Source organism: Tibeticola sediminis, from assembly GCF_003843835.1.
Lineage (GTDB): Bacteria > Pseudomonadota > Gammaproteobacteria > Burkholderiales > Burkholderiaceae_C > Tibeticola > Tibeticola sediminis.
The window spans coordinates 243,598-261,341 of sequence record NZ_RKQL01000003.1; the positions used below are offsets into that span (position 1 = coordinate 243,598).

The following is a 17,744-nucleotide window of genomic DNA, read 5'->3' on the forward strand; positions in this document are numbered from 1 at the left end:
CGGCTATGGCTGCGGTTTGCGCCTCGCATCCCATCCCGCGGCCGGGCGCGCGCCATCGCGGGAACTTATTCAGCGTTGCCCTAACCTCCGCCCCGACCGACTCTTGCCATGCCCTTGAACATGACCCGCATCCTCGCCATCCGCCACGGCGAAACCGCCTGGAATGTGGACACGCGCATCCAGGGCCAGCTCGACATTGCGCTCAACGACACCGGGCGCGGCCAAGCGGCGCGGCTGGCGCGCGCGCTTGCCGCACGCGGCGAGCCGCTGGCCGCCGTCTACAGCAGCGACCTGCAACGCGCCTGGGACACCGCGCGTGCGCTGGCCGAGGCCACCGGCGCACCGCTGGTGCCGCACACCGGGCTGCGCGAGCGGCATTTCGGGCGGCTGCAAGGGCTGACCTATGCCGACATTGCTGCTCGGCACCCCGAAGACGCCCAGCGCTGGCGCATGCGCGACCCGCATTGGGTGCCCGAGGGTGGCGAGTCGCTGCATGCGCTGCACCAGCGGGTGCTGCAGACCGTGCATGCGCTGGCCGCAGCGCATCCGGGCGAACAAATCGCCATCGTCTCGCACGGCGGCGTGCTCGACAGCCTCTACCGCGCCGCCGTGGGCATCGAGCTGTCCGCGCCGCGCACCTGGAAAATCACCAACACCGCGGTGCACCGCTTCCTGCGCTCGGGTGAAGCGCTCACGCTGCTGGCCTGGGGCGACACCAGCCATCTGGACGAGGCGGATGCGGTGCTCGACGAGCGCGCGGGCTGAGAGGCTGAGCGCAGCGACCGAAGGCAAGGCCGAACCCGTCCCGCGGGCGCCGCGCATCGCGCGAACTTCTTCGGCGTTGCCCGAAGCTCCCCAGCCCGGCGCCTTGGGCGTTGCGCCTTCAGCGCGGCACGGGCCCCACTTCGGCGCGCGGGTAGCGCCGGCCGCGGACGTCGTAGCAATAGAGCGCGTCGCAGTGCGTGATGGCGATCGGGCCGACCGGCATGGGCTGGGCGTGGCGACGCGGCAGCGGGGGCGGAGGCGGGTCGGGCAGCAGGTCCATCTGGGTGCCGCACGCGGCGTTCATGGCGGCGATTTGGGCGTTCATGCGCGCGCGCTTTTCCTCGTCGGGCAGCGTGCGGATGCTGGAGACGAAGTCGAGTTCCTTCTTTGCGGCGCGGCATTCGGTGCTTTGACTGCGGTCCGGCGGCATGGGTGCGGCTTCGGCGGCACGGCGCTCCGCTTCGGCTGCGCGCGACGCCGCCTGTTCGCGCTCCAGGCGCGCGCGCGCCGCCTCGGCCGCGCGGGCGTCGGCCTCGACCTGTGCCGGGGTCCGTGCCGACTCGACCAGCCGCGCGCTTTGGCCGCTGGGACAAGGGGCGTCGGCATACACGGTCTTGCCCGCGGCATCGGTGCAGCGCCAGACCTGAGCCGACGCCGTGACAGCCAGGCAAGAGCCCAAAGCGAGGAGAACGGCAAAGCGGTGTTTCATGGGGGCAAAGAGGGCGACGCGCAGCCTGCACAACGCGCCATGGTACGCCGCGGATGACCTGCGGGGCGGAACCCGCGCGCCCGGCGAGGAGTACTTCTGGCAAGGCCGAACGGATCGCTCCCGGACTGCGCATCCCCGGAACGCTGCCCGGGTCGCCTTGGGTTTTCCCGCTTGCGGGCCGCAGCCGCCCTGCGCACCATGCGCGCCATGAACCCGAGCCAGATCATCGTTCTTGCCACGCCGGTCTTTCTGCTCCTGATCGCGCTGGAAGTCGCCTGGGACTGGCGCACGCGGCGCGGCAGCTACGGCTTGGCCGACGCGGTGAGCAGCCTGTCGCTCGGCATCCTGAGCCAGATCAGCGCGGTGTTCACTCGGCTGCTGCGCATCGGCCTCTACACCGCGGTGGCGGAAAGCCTGTCGCTGGTGCCGGCCGAAGCGGCGCAGGCGTTCTGGACGAGCGGGTACGGCTGGCTGCTGGCGCTGCTGTTCTACGACTTCTGCTACTACTGGCACCACCGGCTGGGCCACGAGGTCGCGGTGCTGTGGGCGGCGCATGTCGTGCACCACCAAAGCGAGCACTACAACCTCACCACCGCACTGCGGCAAACCAGTACCGGCGCGCTGCTGGGCTGGGTGTTTTATGTGCCGATGGCGCTGGCGGGCGTGCCGCCGTTGGTGTTCGGCGTGGTCGCGCTGATCGACCTGCTTTACCAGTTCTGGGTGCACACCGAGCATGTGCCGCGGCTGGGCTGGTTCGACCGCTGGTTCTGCAGCCCCAGCAACCACCGCGTGCACCACGCGGTCAATGACCGCTACCTGGACCGCAACTACGGCGGCATCCTCATGGTCTGGGACCGGCTGTTCGGCAGCTTTTGCGAGGAGGACCCGCGCGAGCCCTGCGTGTACGGCACCCGCGCGCCGCTCAAGAGCTGGGACCCGTTGTGGGCCAATGCCGAGGTCTATGCGGCGCTGGCACGCGACGCTTGGCATGCACGGCGCTGGAGCGACAAGCTGCGGGTGTGGCTCAAGCCGCCGGGCTGGCGGCCTGCCGACGTGGCTGCGCGCTTTCCCAAACCGGCTTTCGAACTCGCCCGACCGCGTCGCCAAGCGCAGCCGCTCGCGCCGCGCGTGGCCGCGCTCGTCGTGCTGCAGTTCGCGGCGCTGTTGGTGGGGGCGCTGCTGTTCCTCTGGCATGCGGAAACCCTGCCCGTCGCGGATGCGCTGGCGGTCTTCGCCGCGCTCACGGCCGGACTTTGGGCGACCGGCGCGCTGGCTCAGGGGCGTATTCAGGCGCTCGAGATGCTCGGCATCGACACGGCGGCCCTGGCCACCGTCAGCAGCGCGCTGGGCTGGAACGAGCTGCATCTGGTGACGAAGCCGGCGGTGATGCTGATTGCTCTTTTTTTCGTAGCAAGGTTTGAGCATTTCGCGCCGGCATCCGGCCCAAAACCTCTGGAAATCAACGAAACCGGCCGGCGCTGGCTGCTGCTCGCGCTGGTGGCCTCGCTCGCGGGGGATATGGCGCTGATGCTGCCGGGGCACTTCATCGTCGGCCTGGGCTGTTTTTTGCTCGCGCACGGGGCCTACCTGATGCTGCTGTCGCGCGACGCGCCTTGGTTTGCGAGCCGCGTCGCGCTGTTCGCCACCTTGGCCGTGGGCACCGCCGGGTTCGCAGTACTCGGGCTTGGCGGCCTGCCCCAGGGGCTGCGCGTGCCGGTGGCCGTGTACGTGATGGTGATTGCGCTCATGACCGCCCAGGCGCTCGGGCGCGCGCGATGGCTCGGCAGCCGCGCCGCGTGGACGGTGGCGCTTGGGGCGTGCTGCTTCATGGCCAGCGACGCGCTGCTGGCGTTCAACCGTTTCGTCAGCCCCGTGCCGGCGGCGCAGCTCTGGGTGCTGGCGACCTACTACGCCGCGCAGGGGCTCATCGTCGGCGGCTGGGTGCGCGGCGCTGCGGCAGCCGCCGAACGGCCCCCAAGGGATGCCGATACGCTCTCGTCTTCATAGCACCCAGCAAACGATTGGAGCCGGCGGTACAGCGTTTAGGCAACGCTGAACAAGTCCCTCGCGCGTCGCGCATCCCGGCTGCGGGCGGTCTGCTTCGTTGCAAATCCTCGCCATAGCTGCGGCTATGGCTGCGGTTTGCGCCTCGCATCCCATCCCGCAGCCGGGCGCGCGCCATCGCGGGAACTTATTCAGCGTTGCCTTTACTCAGAAAAAAGGCCGCCACTGGCCTTCGGTGGCGCCACGCCCAGGTGGCGGTATGCGGCCAGCGTGGCACAGCGGCCGCGTGGGGTGCGCTGCAAAAAGCCCTGCTGGATCAGGTAGGGCTCGATCACGTCTTCGATGGTGCCGGCCTCTTCGCCGATGCTCGCGGCGATGTTGTCCAGGCCCACCGGGCCGCCGTCGAAGCGGTGGATGACGGCCTCGAGCAGCTTGCGGTCCATGAGGTCGAAGCCCTCGGGGTCGACATCGAGCATGGCCAGCGCGGCCTGCGCGATCGGCTGCGTGATGCGGCCCTGGCCCTTGACTTCGGCATAGTCCCGCACCCGGCGCAACAGCCGGTTGGCGATGCGCGGCGTGCCGCGGCTGCGGCGCGCGATCTCGAAGCCGCCGGCCTCGTCGAGCGGCGTCTTGAGCAGGCCCGCGCTGCGCGTGACGATGCGCGCGAGTTCCTCGGGGCTGTAGAACTCCAGCCGCGCGACGATGCCGAAGCGGTCGCGCAGCGGGTTGGTGAGCATGCCCGCGCGGGTGGTGGCGCCCACCAGGGTGAAGGGCTGGAGTTCGAGCTTGATGGACCGCGCTGCGGGACCCTCGCCGATCATGATGTCGATCTGGTAGTCCTCCAGCGCGGGGTAGAGGATTTCCTCGACCACGGGCGAGAGCCGGTGGATCTCGTCGATGAAGAGCACGTCGTTCTTCTCGAGGTTGGTGAGGATGGCGGCCAGGTCCTTGGGCTTTTCCAGCACCGGGCCGCTGGTCTGGCGCAGGTTCACGCCGAGCTCGGCCGCGACGATGTGCGAGAGCGTGGTCTTGCCCAGCCCCGGCGGGCCGAACAACAGTACATGGTCGAGCGCTTCGCCGCGCTTCCTCGCCGCGCCGATGAAGATTTCCAACTGCTCGCGCACCTTGGCCTGGCCCACGTATTCGTCGAGCAGCTTGGGCCGCAACGCGCGCTCGATCGCCTCCTCCTGCGGCGAAGCCGGCGCGGCGGAGACCACGCGCCGCTCAGGCAAGGGGCCGAAATCGTCGGTAATGATGGCCATGACGGAATATCCCGGAACGCTACGAAAACCCGAACGCGGTGCACTCAGCCTAAATCCGGCAGTTGGGCGCGCCCGGGCGGGTCGTCATCGGGCGCGCGGGCAAGGCGCAAACCACAGCCATGGCGTGGCGAGGATTTGCAACGCCGCCCCCGCGCCCGAGGGCGACTCGAACGGGTGCGCAGCGCTCACCCAAACGGTGAACGGCCTGCGCACCGAAAATTGTTGAAACATCAACACCTTGCATTCAGCGAAAAGCGGTCAACTGCCGGATTTAGGCTCAGCGTGCCAGCGCCTTGAGTGCGAGTTTGATGCCTTCGCTCACGCCCACGTCGGGCGGCAGCGCCTGCACCGCAGCGGCCGCTTCCTTGTCGTTGTAGCCCAGCGCGCGCAGCGCCTGCTCGATGTCGGCCTGCGCGTCGCTGCTGGCGCTGCGCGGGCTGGAGAGCTCCGCGCCGAGTTTGCCTTTGAGCTCGAGCAGCAGCCGCTCGGCGGTTTTTTTGCCGATGCCCGGCACCTTCACCAGCCGGCCCGCCTCTTGCGCGGTGATGGCCTGCGCGAGTTCGGCCACCGACAGCCCCGAGAGCACCGCCAGCGCCGTGCGCGGCCCCACGCCGCTGATCTTGATGAGTTGGCGGAACGCCTCGCGCTCGGCCGCGGTGCCAAAACCGTAGAGCAGCTGCGCATCTTCACGCACCACGAAATGGGTGAGCAGCACCACCGGCTGCCCTACGGCGGGCAGGTGGTAAAACGTGCTCATCGGCACCGAGAGCTCGTAGCCGACGCCGTGGCAGTCGACAAGAATCTCGGGTGGGTTTTTCTGGGCGAGCGTGCCGCTCAACTGTCCGATCATGGGCGCTTTCAGGATTCGATCGCTGGCTTGCGGGCGCCTATGATGGACCCCCGAGCCGAGTTAGAGGAATTATCCGCTTGATCCTGCGTCACACCTTCACCCCGCACGACAACACGCGCCTCGCGCATCTCTGTGGCCCGATGGATGCGCATTTGCGCACGATCGAGGTCGCGCTCGACGTGCGCATCGCCCACCGCCACGAGCAGTTCAAAGTCGAGGGCCCCAAAGCCCGCGCCACCCGCGCCATGGAAGTGCTGCAAGCCCTCTATGAAATGGCCGAGCGCGACATCCCGGCCGACACCGTGCAACTCATGCTCGCCGGCGACGAGGCCACCGCGCCCGGCGACGAAGGTGTCAACCCCATCGTCTTGCACACCCGCCGCGCCGATCTGCGGGCGCGCACGCCCAACCAAAGCCTCTACCTCGAGGCCATCGCCACGCACGACATCACCTTTGGCATCGGCCCGGCAGGCACGGGCAAAACCTACCTCGCGGTCGCCTGCGCCGTCGACGCGCTGGAGCGCTCGGCGGTGCAGCGCATCGTGCTCACTCGGCCGGCGGTCGAGGCCGGTGAAAAGCTCGGCTTCCTGCCCGGCGACCTCGGGCAGAAGGTCGACCCCTACCTGCGCCCGCTTTACGACGCGCTCTACGACCTCATGGGTTTTGACAAAGTGCAAAAAGCGTTCGAGCGCGCGCAGATCGAAATCGCGCCGCTCGCCTTCATGCGCGGGCGCACGCTCAACCATGCCTTCATCATCCTCGACGAAGCGCAGAACACCACGCCCGAGCAGATGAAGATGTTCCTCACGCGCATCGGTTTTGGCTCGAAAGCCGTCGTCACCGGCGATGTGAGCCAGATCGACCTGCCCAAGACGCAGACCAGCGGCCTCATCGATGCCGAACGGGTGTTGAAGCGCGTCAAGGGCATCGCCATGTGCCGCCTGACCAGCGCGGACGTGGTGCGTCACCCCTTGGTGGCGCGCATCGTCGACGCTTACGAAGCACGCGGCCGCGCACCCGGCGCGGCCTGAGCGCAGATCGGATGCTCTGTTTTCAAGAGCAAAACATCAACGTTCCAAGCTGGCCCTCGGCCCATAACCCTCAGAAATCGTTGCCATGAGCCTGCCTGCCCTCACCCTGTCGCTGCAGTTCGCCCGGCTCGCGCCCGCGGAGGCCGCACGCCACCGCGCCGCGCTGCCCCGCCACCGCGTGGCGCGCTGGATCCGCCATGCGCTCGAACGCGAGGCCGAGATTACCGTGCGCATCGTCGACGCCGACGAAGGTCGCGCGCTCAACCGCGACTACCGCGGTAAGGACTACGCGACCAACGTGCTCACCTTCGACTATGCGCAGCACCCTATGGTCTGTGCCGACCTGGTGCTTTGCGCGCCGGTCGTGGCCCGCGAAGCCGAAGAACAAGGCAAAACGCTCGAAGCACACTACGCGCACCTGCTGGTGCACGGCACCTTGCACGCGCAGGGCTGGGACCATGAAACCAGCCCCGAAGACGCCGAAGCCATGGAAGCACGCGAAGTGGCAATCCTCGCCGCGCTCGGTGTGGCCAACCCCTATGGCTGAACGGCGGCCGCTTCAGGGCGCTCAGCGCACGATCAGCTTGACGATGCCGATGATGGCAAAGATCGGCACCACGAATGCCGCAAAACTCACCCACAGGAGCTGTTTGGGCGTCTTGATCGGACCGGTGTGGCTCTCGTCGTGCTGCTCGGACATGGCGCGTCTCCTCATCAGTGTGTACTTATGGAGCCGCGATGCTAACCGATTGAATTGACAAAAATCAATCAGCAGCACGCCTTCAGATCAGGTCCTTCGGATCGTCGAAATGCCCCTCGACATCGCTGGGCAGCAGCTGGATCGTGGCGCGCAAGCCCGGCACGGCGCTCATCAGGGCCTGCTCGACGCTGGTGCGCAAGGCCGCCGCGCGCCCCAGCGTCCAATGCGCGGGCATGTGCATGTGCACGTCGAGGAAACGACGCTGGCCCGCGCGGCGCGTGGTCAGGTGATCGAAGCGCACAATCGCGGTGTTGCCCCGGCGGTGCTCGAAACTCGCGAGCGTCTCCTGAATCGTCTTCAACACCTCGGGCTCGACCGCCTCATCCATGAGGCCCTGCGCCGAACGCCAGAGCAGGTCGAAGCCTTCACGCAGGATGTTGAGCGCCACGCCGATCGCCACCACTGGGTCGAGCCAAAGCCAACCCGTGAACTGCACCGCAGCCAGTCCCACCACCACGCCCGCCGAAGTCCAGACATCCGTGAGCAAATGGCGGGCATCGGCCTCGAGCGCCATAGAGCGGTGCACGCGCGCCGAGCGCAGCATCAGCCATGACAGCAGGCCGTTGAGCGCCGAACTCAGCACCGAAAGTCCCAGCCCTAAGCCCAGTTGCTCGAGCGGCTGAGGCGCGAACAATCGCTCCACCGCCGCCCAGATGATCCCTGCCGCCGCGGCGATGATCAAAATGCCCTCGAAACCCGACGAAAAATATTCGGCCTTGTGGTGCCCATAGGGGTGATCGTCGTCCGCGGGCCGCGCTGCGATCGTGACCATGATGAGCCCGAACACCGCCGCCGCAAGGTTGACCAGCGACTCCATCGCATCGGACAACAACCCAACCGACCCGGTCAGATACCAGGCCAGCGTCTTGAGACCAATCGTGATGATGGCCACCGCGACCGAGGCCATCATCAACCGACGCGGCGTCAAGGCCCGCAGCAGCCCGGTCGAGCCCCCCGTGCGTGTCGGCTCCGTCATGACAGATGCACCCGGGCGAACTTGCGCTTGCCGACCTGCACCACGTAGGTGCCGGCGTTGAGCTTCAAACCCTTGTCGGACACCACCGAACCATCGACCCGCACGCCGCCGCCGTCGATCAGCCGGTTGGCTTCGCTGGTCGAGGGCGCAAGCCCTGCCGACTTGAGCAACGCCGCGATGCCCAGCGGCGCGCCGCTGAGCGACACCTCGGGAATCTCATCCGGAATGCCGCCGCGCGCGCGGTTGTTGAAGTCGGCTTCGGCCGCCTCGGCTGCGGCAGCGCCATGAAAGCGCGCCGTGATTTCCTTGGCCAGCGCCACCTTGGCGTCGCGCGGGTTGCGGCCGGCCTCGACTTCGGCCTTGAGCGTCTCGATCTCGCGCATGGGCTTGAACGACAGCAATGGATACCAGCGCCACATCAGCGTATCCGAGATGCTCATCACCTTGGCGAACATGGTGTTGGCTGGCTCGCTGATGCCAATGTAGTTGTTCTTCGACTTGCTCATCTTCTCCACGCCGTCGGTGCCCTCGAGCAGCGGCATGGTGAGGATGCATTGCGGCTCCTGGCCGTACTCCTGCTGCAGGTGCCGCCCCATGAGCAGATTGAATTTCTGGTCGGTGCCGCCGAGCTCCAGGTCGGCTTTCAGCGCCACCGAGTCGTAGCCCTGCATCAGCGGGTACAGAAACTCGTGCACGCTGATCGGGGTGCCGGCCTTGAAGCGGTCGTGGAAGTCGTTGCGCTCCATCATGCGCGCGACCGTGTACTTGGCCGCGAGCTGAATCATGCCCATCGAGCCCAGCGGAATCGACCACTCGCTGTTGTAACGAATTTCTGTACGCGCGGGGTCGAGCACCAGGCTCGCCTGCTTGTAATAGGTTTCGGCGTTGGCCTTGATCTGCTCGGGCGTCAGCGGCGGCCGCGTGGTGTTGCGCCCGGACGGGTCGCCGATCAGACTGGTGAAGTCACCGATCAGAAAAATCACCTGGTGCCCCAAGTCCTGCAACTGCCGCAGCTTGTTGAGCACCACCGTATGCCCGAGATGGATGTCGGGCGCGGTGGGGTCCAGGCCCAGCTTGATGCGCAGCGGCACGCCCGTCGCTTCCGAACGGGCGAGCTTTTTGAGCCAATCGGCTTCAGGGATGAGTTCCTCACAGCCGCGCAGCGTCACCGCCAGCGCCTCGCGCACGCGATCCGTGACCGGATACGTTGAGACGTTTGTTTCATTCATAAGGGTTTTCTCGGAGGCTGCGAAACGGGGGGTCGCTATACTTGGCCGCTTCGCGAGGTGCCGGCATTTTAGGCGCCTCGACCGGCCGGCAGCCCCCGCCGCTCGCCCTCTGGCTTGCGGCTCCTCGTGGGACTGCATCGCCCTTCCCCTTTGGAGACCTTGCCCGCATGCATGATCTGCCGCGCGTGGTGCTGTCGTTCTGGAAGCTGCTGCAGCGCCATCCCAAACGCGTGACGGCCATCGTCGCCACGCTCGCTGCCGTCAGCGGTGGCGGCGCTTTCGCCGTCGCCTCACTCGGCCCCGACCCCAGCACCTTCCCGGTGCGCGAAGTGCTCGAAGCCGTCGAACCCCTGCCGCTGCAACCCCAGGTACAGGCACTCGACCAGCTCCAGCTGCAACTTCGGCGCAGCACCACCACCCGAGCCACCGACACCACCGACAGCCTGTTGCAACGCCTGGGCATTGCCGACCCGGACGCCGCCGCGTTTTTGCGCTGCGACCCGCTCGCGCGCCAAGCGCTGTTGGGCCGCAGCGGCCGCATCGTTCGCGCCGAGGCCAATGCGCGCCATGAGCTCACCGAACTCACCGCACGCTGGGTGCTGACCGACGAAGACCGCGACTTCCAGCGGCTGGTCGTGCGCCGAACCGACCGAGGCTTCACCTCGGAATGGCAGCGCGCCCCGCTCGTCGCCAGCCATCGGCTCGCCAGCGGAACGATCGATTCCTCGCTGTTTGCAGCGGCCGACGCGGCCCGAATCCCCGACGCGGTCACCATCCAGCTCGCGGAAATCTTCGCCAGCAACATCGACTTCCACCGCGCGCTGCGCAAGGGCGACCGGTTCAGCGTCGTGTATGAATCGCTCGAAGCCGACGGGGAACCGCTGCGTGCCGGGCGCGTGCTCAGCGCCGAATTCGTCAACGACGGCAAGACCTTTCAGGCGCTTTGGTTCCAGGAAGCCGGCAAGAAAGGCCAGTACTACGACTTCAGCGGCAAGAGTCTGCAGCACGCCTTCCTCGCGTCACCGCTCGCTTTCTCGCGCGTCACCAGCGGTTTTTCGCTGCGCTTTCATCCAATCCTGAACCAGTGGCGGGCACATACCGGGGTCGACTACGGAGCCCCCACGGGCACCCCCGTCCGCGCCGTCGGCGACGCGAAGGTGGAATTTGCCGGCGTCCAAAACGGCTATGGCAACGTCGTCATCCTGCGCCACCGCAACGGTGCCCAGACGGTCTATGCGCACCTCAGCCGCATCTTCGTTCGCGTGGGGCAATCGATCAGCCAGGGGGAGACCGTCGGCGCGGTCGGCGCGACCGGCTGGGCCACGGGCCCGCATCTGCACTTTGAGTTCCGCGTCAACGGCCGCCCGGAAGACCCGCTGAAGATCGCGCGCACGGCCGAGGCGGTACCCGTCTCACCCGCGGCTCGCCCGGCGTTCGAGCAGGTCGCCCGCACCATGCGCATCAACCTGCGCGCGGCCGACGGCTACGACCTCGCCGCGGCGCAGTAAGCACCGAACGACGGCATCCCCGGTGCCCCACGCGGCGCGCTACATCGGCCTGATGTCGGGCACCTCCGTCGATGGCGTCGACGGCGTGCTGCTGCGCTTTGACGGCCCGGGAGAGCACGCCCCGCTCGAGCTTCTGGGTTCGGCCTCGGTTCCGATGCCGCAGAGCCTGCGCGCCCAGTGGCTCGAACTGCAACACGCCGGCGACAACGAACTGCACCGCGCGGCCCTCGCCGCCAATGCCCTCAGCCGCCTTTACGCCGAGGTCGTGGCACGGCTGCTCGAGTCGAGCGGCTGCAGCGCAGAGGACATCATGGCCATCGGCGCTCATGGGCAAACCGTGCGCCACCAGCCCGGCGCCCACGACGGCATCGGCTATACGCTGCAATTGCAAAACCCTGCGCTGCTCGCCGAGCTCACGGGCGTGACCGTCGTGGCCGACTTTCGCAGCCGCGACGTCGCCGCCGGCGGCCAGGGGGCGCCGCTCGTGCCCCGGTTTCACCGCGCGCTCTTCGGGCAGTCTCGAAGCGCCTTGGCGGTGCTCAACCTCGGCGGCATGGCCAACCTCTCGGCCTGGACCGCCCCCGAGGGCGCACTCATCGGCTTTGACTGCGGGCCCGCCAACGTGCTGATGGACGCCTGGTGCCAGCAGCACACGGGCGCACCCTACGACGCGCAGGGCTCATGGGCCCGCCTAGGCCGCGTGCATGCGGGTTTGCTCGCGTCGATGAAGTCCGACCCCTACTTCGATGCGCCGCCACCGAAGAGCACCGGACGCGACCGCTTCAACCGCGCTTGGCTGCAGCACCACCTCGAGCGCGCGGGCGCGGGGGTCACACCCGTCGATGTTCAAGCCACGCTGCTGGAACTCACCGCGCAAACCTGCGCCGAGGCCTGCCGTCGACACGCGCCTCATGCCGAGGCGCTCGTGGTCTGCGGGGGTGGCGCATGCAACGATCGACTGATGGAGCGGCTGGGCCATCTGCTCGCCCCGATGCCCGTGCGCAGCAGCGCCGAGCATGGCTTACCGCCGCAATGGGTCGAGGCGGCGGCTTTTGCTTGGCTGGCGCGCCAGACCATCGAGGGTCGGCCCGGCAACGACCCCCGGGTCACCGGGGCGCGCGGACCGCGGATCCTCGGGGCGATTTACCCGCGCTGAGGCGACGTCGGCAAGCGACGGCGGCGATCAGGAGGTCGAGAACGAGGAGCCGCAGCCGCAGGTCGTCGTGGCATTCGGGTTGCGAATGACGAACTGAGCGCCTTGCAGATCTTCTTTGTAGTCGATCTCGGCGCCCACGAGATACTGGTAGCTCATCGCGTCGATGAGCAGCGTGACGCCATTCTTGGTCATCACGGTGTCGTCGTCGTTGATGATCTCGTCGAAGGTGAATCCGTACTGGAAGCCCGAGCAGCCGCCCCCTTGGACGAAGACCCGCAGTTTCAGATCGGGATTGCCCTCCTCGGCGATCAAATCGGCCACTTTGGCCGCGGCGGCGTCGGTGAAGATGATGGGGTCGGGGGGTGTCTGAGGCGCTGCAACAGCAGGGGCGGTGGATTCGGCAACTTCACTCATCGGAAGGCTCCCGGAAACGATAAAGGGCCCACATGGTAGCGCAATGCACCGCGGCGGAAAGATCCCGCCGCCTTTGGCGCCTGTGCGGGTGGGGACATTCGGCTCCAGCAGGGAAACGAGGCCCCAAAAGACAAAGCCGCGGCAGACGTATCGTCCACTGCGGCTTGCAGCCTTCGTTCCAACGGGGGCCAAGCCCCCGGGAAAATCAGCGCTTGGAGAACTGCTTCGCGCGGCGGGCCTTGCGCAGACCGACCTTCTTACGCTCGACCTCACGGGCGTCGCGGGTGACGAAGCCGGCCTGGCTCAGCACGGGCTTGAGCGTCGCGTCGTAGTCGATGAGCGCACGGGTGATGCCGTGGCGCGTCGCGCCGGCCTGACCCGACTCACCGCCGCCGTGCACATTGACCTGGATGTCGAAGGTTTCGACATGGTTGGTCAAAAACAGCGGCTGCTTGGCGATCATGATGGACGTCTCGCGACCGAAATAGTCCTTGATGTCCTTGCCGTTGATCGTGATCTTGCCGGAGCCTTTTTTCAGAAACACGCGGGCGACGCTCGATTTGCGACGGCCGGTGCCATTGTTCCATTCACCAATCATCTCGAGGCTCCTCAGATTTCCAGCACTTTGGGCTGTTGTGCGGTATGCGGATGCTCGGCGCCGCCGTACACCTTGAGCTTCTTGATCATGGCGTAGCCCAGCGGCCCCTTGGGCAGCATGCCCTTGACGGCTTTCTCGAGCGCACGGCCCGGATGCTTGGCTTGCATGTCGCGGAAGTTGGTGGCCTTGATGCCGCCCGGGAAACCGGAGTGACGGTAGTAGACCTTGTCGGTCTCCTTGGTGCCGGTGACGCGCAGCTTGGCTGCGTTGATGACAACGATGTAGTCGCCGGTATCGACGTGAGGCGTGTAAATGGCCTTGTGTTTGCCGCGCAAACGGAGAGCAACTTCACTGGCTACTCGTCCGAGGACCTTGTCGGTCGCGTCAATCACAAACCACTCGTGCGTCACGTCAGCGGGTTTTGCGCTGAACGTTTTCATGAGTTTGCTCTTTCGAGGTGGTTTGTCGGACTCTTTTCCACGGTCGGCGTTCTTCTTCCGAGAACCTCTTAGGTGGGGTTGAAGCCCCTGGCCTGGCGGCAGGGACTTCCTTCGCCGCGGAGTCACGGATTCGCTGCGTAGCCCGACATTATATGAAATTCGGCCGTCCGTGCCCGCCTCGGGCTACCATGGCGGCATGTTCAGTTATCGCCACGCCTTTCACGCCGGCAATCATGCCGACGTCCTCAAACACCTCGCGCTCATCGCCACCATGCGGCATTTGCTGCGCAAGCCGACACCTGTGCTGCTGGTGGACACGCATGCAGGCGCCGGGCTCTACCGGCTCGACAGCGACTTTGCGCAAACCGCCGGCGAAGCCGCCGATGGCATCGTGCGTCTCTGGGAGGCGGCCGCCGCCAAGCCTGCGGCAGATCCAGGCGCCGCAGAGGACGCCCTGGCGGACTATCTGCAGATGATCGCGGCCTTCAACCCCGACGGCCAGCTCCGCTATTACCCCGGCTCGCCCTTCATCCTGCAGCGCCTCATGCGCAGCGAAGGCGGTGACCGGCTCAAGCTGTTTGAACTGCATCCCACCGACAGCCGGGCGCTGTCCCGAAACATCGCGCAACTCAAGCCAGGCCGCAGCGTCAGCGTCCTGCGCCAGGACGGCTTCGAGGGGCTGCGCGCGTCGCTGCCCCCGCCACCGGCCGGTACCGGGCCGCGCCGCGCATTGGTGCTGATCGACCCGAGCTACGAAATCAAGAACGACTACTCACGCGTGGCCGACGCCATCGCAGACAGCCTCAAGCGCTACGCCACCGGCACCTATCTCGTCTGGTACCCGATCATCCCGCGGCCTGAGGCGCATGAACTGCCCCGGCGCCTCAAGACCTTGAGCCATCAGGCCCATCGCCCCTGGCTGCACGCGACGCTGTCGATCGGTGCGGCGTCGACGCCCGCCACGGCCGCGGTGCAGGCCGGCGAGCCGCGCCGCCCCGGACTGCGTGCGAGCGGCCTGTGGGTCATCAACCCGCCGCACACGCTCAAGCCCGCCTTGCAAGCCGCGCTGCCCCAGGTGCTGGCGGCGCTGGGTCGCGGCAGCGGCAAAGGCTATACGCTTGAAAGCGGCGGCTGAAGCAAAGGCTCAGCACCGTGCAACCGATGCACCCCAAAGACCGCATCGGGACAAACCCGAATTAACCGACCGACCGGTCGGTTAATCGATATACTGCGCTCCTCGCCCGCCGTCCGTGGGCGCAGGAGACGCGCATGTACACCCAATCGTTCAATGTCCGTGACGCCGGCGAAGAAGCCGGGCTCAAGGCCGTCGCGCCGCCGCTGAGCCAGGCCGAAGCCGAGTTGCAGGCCCGCTTCGATGCACGCATCGACGCCGACGAAAAAATCGAGCCCCGCGACTGGATGCCCGAGGGCTACCGCAAGACGCTGGTGCGGCAGATCAGTCAGCACGCGCACAGCGAGATCGTCGGCATGCTGCCCGAGGGCAACTGGATCAGCCGCGCCCCGAGCCTCAAGCGCAAGGCGATCCTGATCGCCAAGGTGCAGGATGAAGGCGGCCACGGCCTGTACCTCTACAGCGCCGCCGAGACGCTGGGCACGAGCCGCGAGCAGATGCTCGACGCCCTGCACAGCGGCCGCGCCAAGTACAGCTCCATCTTCAATTACCCCACGCTCAACTGGGCCGACGTGGGCGTGATCGGCTGGCTGGTCGACGGCGCGGCCATCATGAACCAGATTCCGCTCTGCCGCTGCTCCTATGGCCCTTACGCGCGCGCGATGATCCGCGTCTGCAAAGAGGAGAGCTTCCACCAGCGCCAGGGCTACGAAGCGCTGCTGGTGATGATGCAGGGCACGCCCGAGCAGCGCGCCATGGTGCAAGACGCGGTCAACCGCTGGTGGTGGAAGTGCCTGGCCATGTTCGGCCCACCCGACGCCGACAGCCCGCACAGCGCGCAAGGCATGCGCTGGGGCATCAAGCGCATCAGCAACGACGATCTGCGACAGAAGTTCATCGACGCCACGGTACCGCAGGCCGAGGTCTTGGGCGTGACGCTGCCCGACCCCGACCTCAAATGGAACCCCGAGCGCGGCCATTACGACTACGGCGCGATCGACTGGGATGAATTCTGGGCCACCGTCAACGGCAACGGCCCGTGCAACAAGGAGCGGCTCGCCACGCGCGTGGCCGCGTGGGAAGAAGGCCGCTGGGTGCGCGAAGCCGCGCTCGCCCACGCCGAGAAGCAACGGCAACGCACCCTGAAGGAGGCCGCATGAGCCCAGAGACGAAAGCCGCAGCGCCCGCCCTGCGCGACTGGCCGCTGTGGGAAGTGTTCATCCGCAGCAAGCAGGGGTTGGAGCACAAGCATTGCGGCAGCCTGCATGCCGCCGATGCGCAACACGCGCTGCAGATGGCGCGCGATGTCTACACCCGCCGGCAGGAGGGCGTGAGCATCTGGGTGGTGCCGTCGGCGGCCATCGCCGCGAGCGACCCCTCCGACAAAGACAGCTACTTCGACCCGGCGGCCGACAAGATCTACCGCCATCCGACTTTTTACGAAATCCCCGAACAAGTGGGGCACATGTGATGGACGCGGCGCTCGCAACCACCACCGCCACGGCGCCGGTGGACTACCTGCTGCACCTGGCCGACAACGCGCTCGTGCTCGGCCAGCGCAATGCCGAATGGTGCGGCCACGGCCCGGTCATCGAGGAAGACCTTTCGATGGCCAACAACAGCCTCGACCTCATCGGCGAAGCGCGGCTGCTCTATCAACTCGCCGCCGATCGCATCAACGGCGATGCCGCCGAGTCCGCGCGCTTTGCGCACCTGCGCGGCGCACGGGTGGATGGCGCCGTCACCGAAGACACCCTCGCCTACTTCCGGGACACCGCCGAATTCCGCAACTACACGCTGCTCGAACTGCCGCACAGCCCGCCGCGCGCGGCCACCCACGCGGCTCTGCGCGACTACGCCACGACAATCGTGCGCAACTTCCTCTACAGCGCGCTGATGCTCGGCGTCTGGGATCGCCTGGCCCGTGGCGCCGATCCGGCACTGGCCGGCATCGCGGCGCGCGCGGTCAAAGAAGTGCAATACCACTACCGCCACGCGCGGGACTGGCTGGTGCGCTTCGGCGACGGCACGGCCGAGTCGCATGCCCGCGCGCAAGTGGCCATCGACCACCTCATGCCCTACACCGAAGAATTCTGGAGCCCGAGCGAGGCGGAAGCCGCCGCGCGGCGCGCAGGCACCGGGGTCGATGGGGTGGCGCTGCGCGGCGAGTGGGAGGCGCGGGTCGATGACGCGCTGCTCGAAGCGACGCTGCAGCGCCCGGCTCCGCACCAGGGCTATGTCACCGAGGGCAAGCACGGCAGGCACTCGGAACACCTCGGTTTTCTGCTGGCCGAAATGCAAAGCCTGGCACGCGCCCACCCGGATGCGCGGTGGTGAGTCGCAAGGCCCGATGAACCTCGCGCCCGCCATGACCGAGCTTCACCCCGCACCAGACTTGAGCGCCATCTGGGCTGCACTCGAAGCGCTCACGGACCCGGAGATCCCTGTCGTGACGCTGCGCGAGCTGGGCATCCTGCGCGAGGTGCGCCGCGGGGACGACGGCGGGGTCGAGGTCGTCATCACACCCACCTACAGCGGCTGCCCCGCCATGGCCCAGATCGAGGACGACATTCGCTCGACGCTGGCCGCGCTGGGGCTGCCCGTGCGCGTCGTGACCCAGCTCGCGCCCGCCTGGACCACCGACTGGATCACCGAGGCCGCGCGGGAAAAGCTGCGCCAGTACGGCATTGCGCCGCCGAGCGCCTGCACGCCACCGGCTGCGGCCGGCGAACGGGTGCTGCGCTTTGCCGCACGCGCGTCTGCCGAGCCGGTGCCCTGCCCGCGCTGCGGCTCGACGCATACCTCTGAGCTCGCGCATTTCGGCTCGACCGCCTGCAAATCCCAGTGGCGGTGCCTCGACTGCCTCGAGCCCTTCGATTACTTCAAACCTTATTGACCCGACCGCCCCAC

20 protein-coding genes and 1 pseudogene are annotated in these 17,744 nt (G+C 67.3%); 11 read left to right on the plus strand and 10 right to left on the minus strand.

Annotated elements, in window-relative coordinates; translation table 11 throughout:
- Positions 1-114: 114 nt before the first annotated feature.
- Positions 115-765 carry a histidine phosphatase family protein gene (locus EDC62_RS08115; RefSeq protein ID WP_211330967.1) on the plus strand — a complete coding sequence of 217 codons (651 nt, stop codon included), beginning with the start codon at positions 115-117 and terminating at the stop codon, positions 763-765.
- A gap of 118 nt (positions 766-883) precedes the next feature.
- Here the strand turns inward: EDC62_RS08115 and EDC62_RS08120 are convergent, their stop codons facing one another.
- Positions 884-1,474: a DUF4124 domain-containing protein gene (locus tag EDC62_RS08120; RefSeq protein ID WP_124222475.1), complete on the minus strand. Its 591-nt coding sequence runs from the start codon at positions 1,472-1,474 to the stop codon at positions 884-886.
- A gap of 207 nt (positions 1,475-1,681) precedes the next feature.
- Here EDC62_RS08120 and EDC62_RS08125 point away from each other — a divergent pair, with 207 nt between their 5' ends.
- The gene (locus EDC62_RS08125) at positions 1,682-3,481 is read left to right on the plus strand and encodes a lysoplasmalogenase family protein (protein ID WP_124222477.1); all 1,800 of its coding nucleotides are present in this window, start codon (positions 1,682-1,684) and stop codon (positions 3,479-3,481) included.
- 200 nt (positions 3,482-3,681) lie between these two features.
- Here the strand turns inward: EDC62_RS08125 and ruvB are convergent, their stop codons facing one another.
- The 3 genes from ruvB to ruvA form a co-directional block, all read right to left on the minus strand.
- The gene (gene ruvB, locus EDC62_RS08130) at positions 3,682-4,740 is read right to left on the minus strand and encodes a Holliday junction branch migration DNA helicase RuvB (protein ID WP_124222479.1); all 1,059 of its coding nucleotides are present in this window, start codon (positions 4,738-4,740) and stop codon (positions 3,682-3,684) included.
- Between the two features lie 84 nt (positions 4,741-4,824).
- Positions 4,825-4,971 carry a hypothetical protein gene (locus EDC62_RS13005; protein ID WP_170159038.1) on the minus strand — a complete coding sequence of 49 codons (147 nt, stop codon included), beginning with the start codon at positions 4,969-4,971 and terminating at the stop codon, positions 4,825-4,827.
- 46 nt (positions 4,972-5,017) lie between these two features.
- Positions 5,018-5,590, minus strand: a complete 573-nt coding sequence (gene ruvA / locus EDC62_RS08135; protein WP_124222481.1) for a Holliday junction branch migration protein RuvA — start codon at positions 5,588-5,590, stop codon at positions 5,018-5,020.
- Between the two features lie 77 nt (positions 5,591-5,667).
- Here ruvA and EDC62_RS08140 point away from each other — a divergent pair, with 77 nt between their 5' ends.
- The gene (locus EDC62_RS08140; RefSeq protein ID WP_124222484.1) at positions 5,668-6,621 is read left to right on the plus strand and encodes a PhoH family protein; all 954 of its coding nucleotides are present in this window, start codon (positions 5,668-5,670) and stop codon (positions 6,619-6,621) included.
- An 85-nt stretch (positions 6,622-6,706) separates the two neighbouring features.
- On the plus strand, positions 6,707-7,168 hold the full coding sequence (gene ybeY / locus EDC62_RS08145) for an rRNA maturation RNase YbeY (protein ID WP_124222486.1): 462 nt from the start codon (positions 6,707-6,709) through the stop codon (positions 7,166-7,168).
- 30 nt (positions 7,169-7,198) lie between these two features.
- On the opposite strand, the pseudogene EDC62_RS13235 reads toward ybeY, so the two are convergent.
- From EDC62_RS13235 to tyrS, 3 genes and pseudogenes are all read right to left on the minus strand, one after another.
- A pseudogene (locus EDC62_RS13235) lies at positions 7,199-7,321 on the minus strand (c-type cytochrome); the annotation flags it as partial.
- An 82-nt stretch (positions 7,322-7,403) separates the two neighbouring features.
- Complete coding sequence (locus tag EDC62_RS08155; protein ID WP_124222488.1) at positions 7,404-8,357, minus strand: cation diffusion facilitator family transporter; 954 nt, start codon at positions 8,355-8,357, stop codon at positions 7,404-7,406.
- On the minus strand, positions 8,354-9,586 hold the full coding sequence (gene tyrS, locus EDC62_RS08160) for a tyrosine--tRNA ligase (protein WP_124222490.1): 1,233 nt from the start codon (positions 9,584-9,586) through the stop codon (positions 8,354-8,356). The genes EDC62_RS08155 and tyrS overlap by 4 nt, the downstream gene beginning before the upstream one ends.
- A gap of 167 nt (positions 9,587-9,753) precedes the next feature.
- Here tyrS and EDC62_RS08165 point away from each other — a divergent pair, with 167 nt between their 5' ends.
- Together EDC62_RS08165 and EDC62_RS08170 are read left to right on the plus strand one after the other, a co-directional pair.
- Entirely contained in the window at positions 9,754-11,094 is a 1,341-nt protein-coding gene (locus EDC62_RS08165; RefSeq protein ID WP_124222493.1) for a M23 family metallopeptidase, read from the plus strand.
- Positions 11,095-11,116: 22 nt separating this feature from the next.
- On the plus strand, positions 11,117-12,250 hold the full coding sequence (locus EDC62_RS08170) for an anhydro-N-acetylmuramic acid kinase (protein ID WP_124222495.1): 1,134 nt from the start codon (positions 11,117-11,119) through the stop codon (positions 12,248-12,250).
- 27 nt (positions 12,251-12,277) lie between these two features.
- Here EDC62_RS08170 and erpA read toward each other — a convergent pair whose 3' ends face one another.
- The 3 genes from erpA to rplM all read right to left on the minus strand — a co-directional run bounded on the left by erpA (position 12,278) and on the right by rplM (position 13,702).
- Complete coding sequence (erpA, locus tag EDC62_RS08175) at positions 12,278-12,664, minus strand: iron-sulfur cluster insertion protein ErpA (RefSeq protein WP_124222497.1); 387 nt, start codon at positions 12,662-12,664, stop codon at positions 12,278-12,280.
- Between the two features lie 205 nt (positions 12,665-12,869).
- A complete protein-coding gene (gene rpsI / locus EDC62_RS08180; RefSeq protein WP_124222499.1) occupies positions 12,870-13,262 on the minus strand; it encodes a 30S ribosomal protein S9 in 393 nt (130 codons plus the stop codon).
- Positions 13,263-13,273: 11 nt separating this feature from the next.
- Complete coding sequence (gene rplM / locus EDC62_RS08185) at positions 13,274-13,702, minus strand: 50S ribosomal protein L13 (RefSeq protein ID WP_124222501.1); 429 nt, start codon at positions 13,700-13,702, stop codon at positions 13,274-13,276.
- A gap of 196 nt (positions 13,703-13,898) precedes the next feature.
- Here rplM and EDC62_RS08190 point away from each other — a divergent pair, with 196 nt between their 5' ends.
- The 5 genes from EDC62_RS08190 to paaD all read left to right on the plus strand — a co-directional run bounded on the left by EDC62_RS08190 (position 13,899) and on the right by paaD (position 17,730).
- Complete coding sequence (locus tag EDC62_RS08190) at positions 13,899-14,837, plus strand: 23S rRNA (adenine(2030)-N(6))-methyltransferase RlmJ (protein WP_124222503.1); 939 nt, start codon at positions 13,899-13,901, stop codon at positions 14,835-14,837.
- A gap of 134 nt (positions 14,838-14,971) precedes the next feature.
- Complete coding sequence (gene paaA, locus EDC62_RS08195) at positions 14,972-15,994, plus strand: 1,2-phenylacetyl-CoA epoxidase subunit PaaA (protein WP_124222505.1); 1,023 nt, start codon at positions 14,972-14,974, stop codon at positions 15,992-15,994.
- A complete protein-coding gene (paaB, locus tag EDC62_RS08200; protein ID WP_124222507.1) occupies positions 15,991-16,305 on the plus strand; it encodes a 1,2-phenylacetyl-CoA epoxidase subunit PaaB in 315 nt (104 codons plus the stop codon). Before paaA ends, paaB begins: the two co-directional genes overlap by 4 nt.
- Complete coding sequence (gene paaC, locus EDC62_RS08205; protein WP_124222509.1) at positions 16,305-17,171, plus strand: 1,2-phenylacetyl-CoA epoxidase subunit PaaC; 867 nt, start codon at positions 16,305-16,307, stop codon at positions 17,169-17,171. Before paaB ends, paaC begins: the two co-directional genes overlap by 1 nt.
- Before the next feature lie 13 nt (positions 17,172-17,184).
- Entirely contained in the window at positions 17,185-17,730 is a 546-nt protein-coding gene (gene paaD / locus EDC62_RS08210; protein WP_425469991.1) for a 1,2-phenylacetyl-CoA epoxidase subunit PaaD, read from the plus strand.
- The last annotated feature ends 14 nt before the right edge of the window (positions 17,731-17,744 follow it).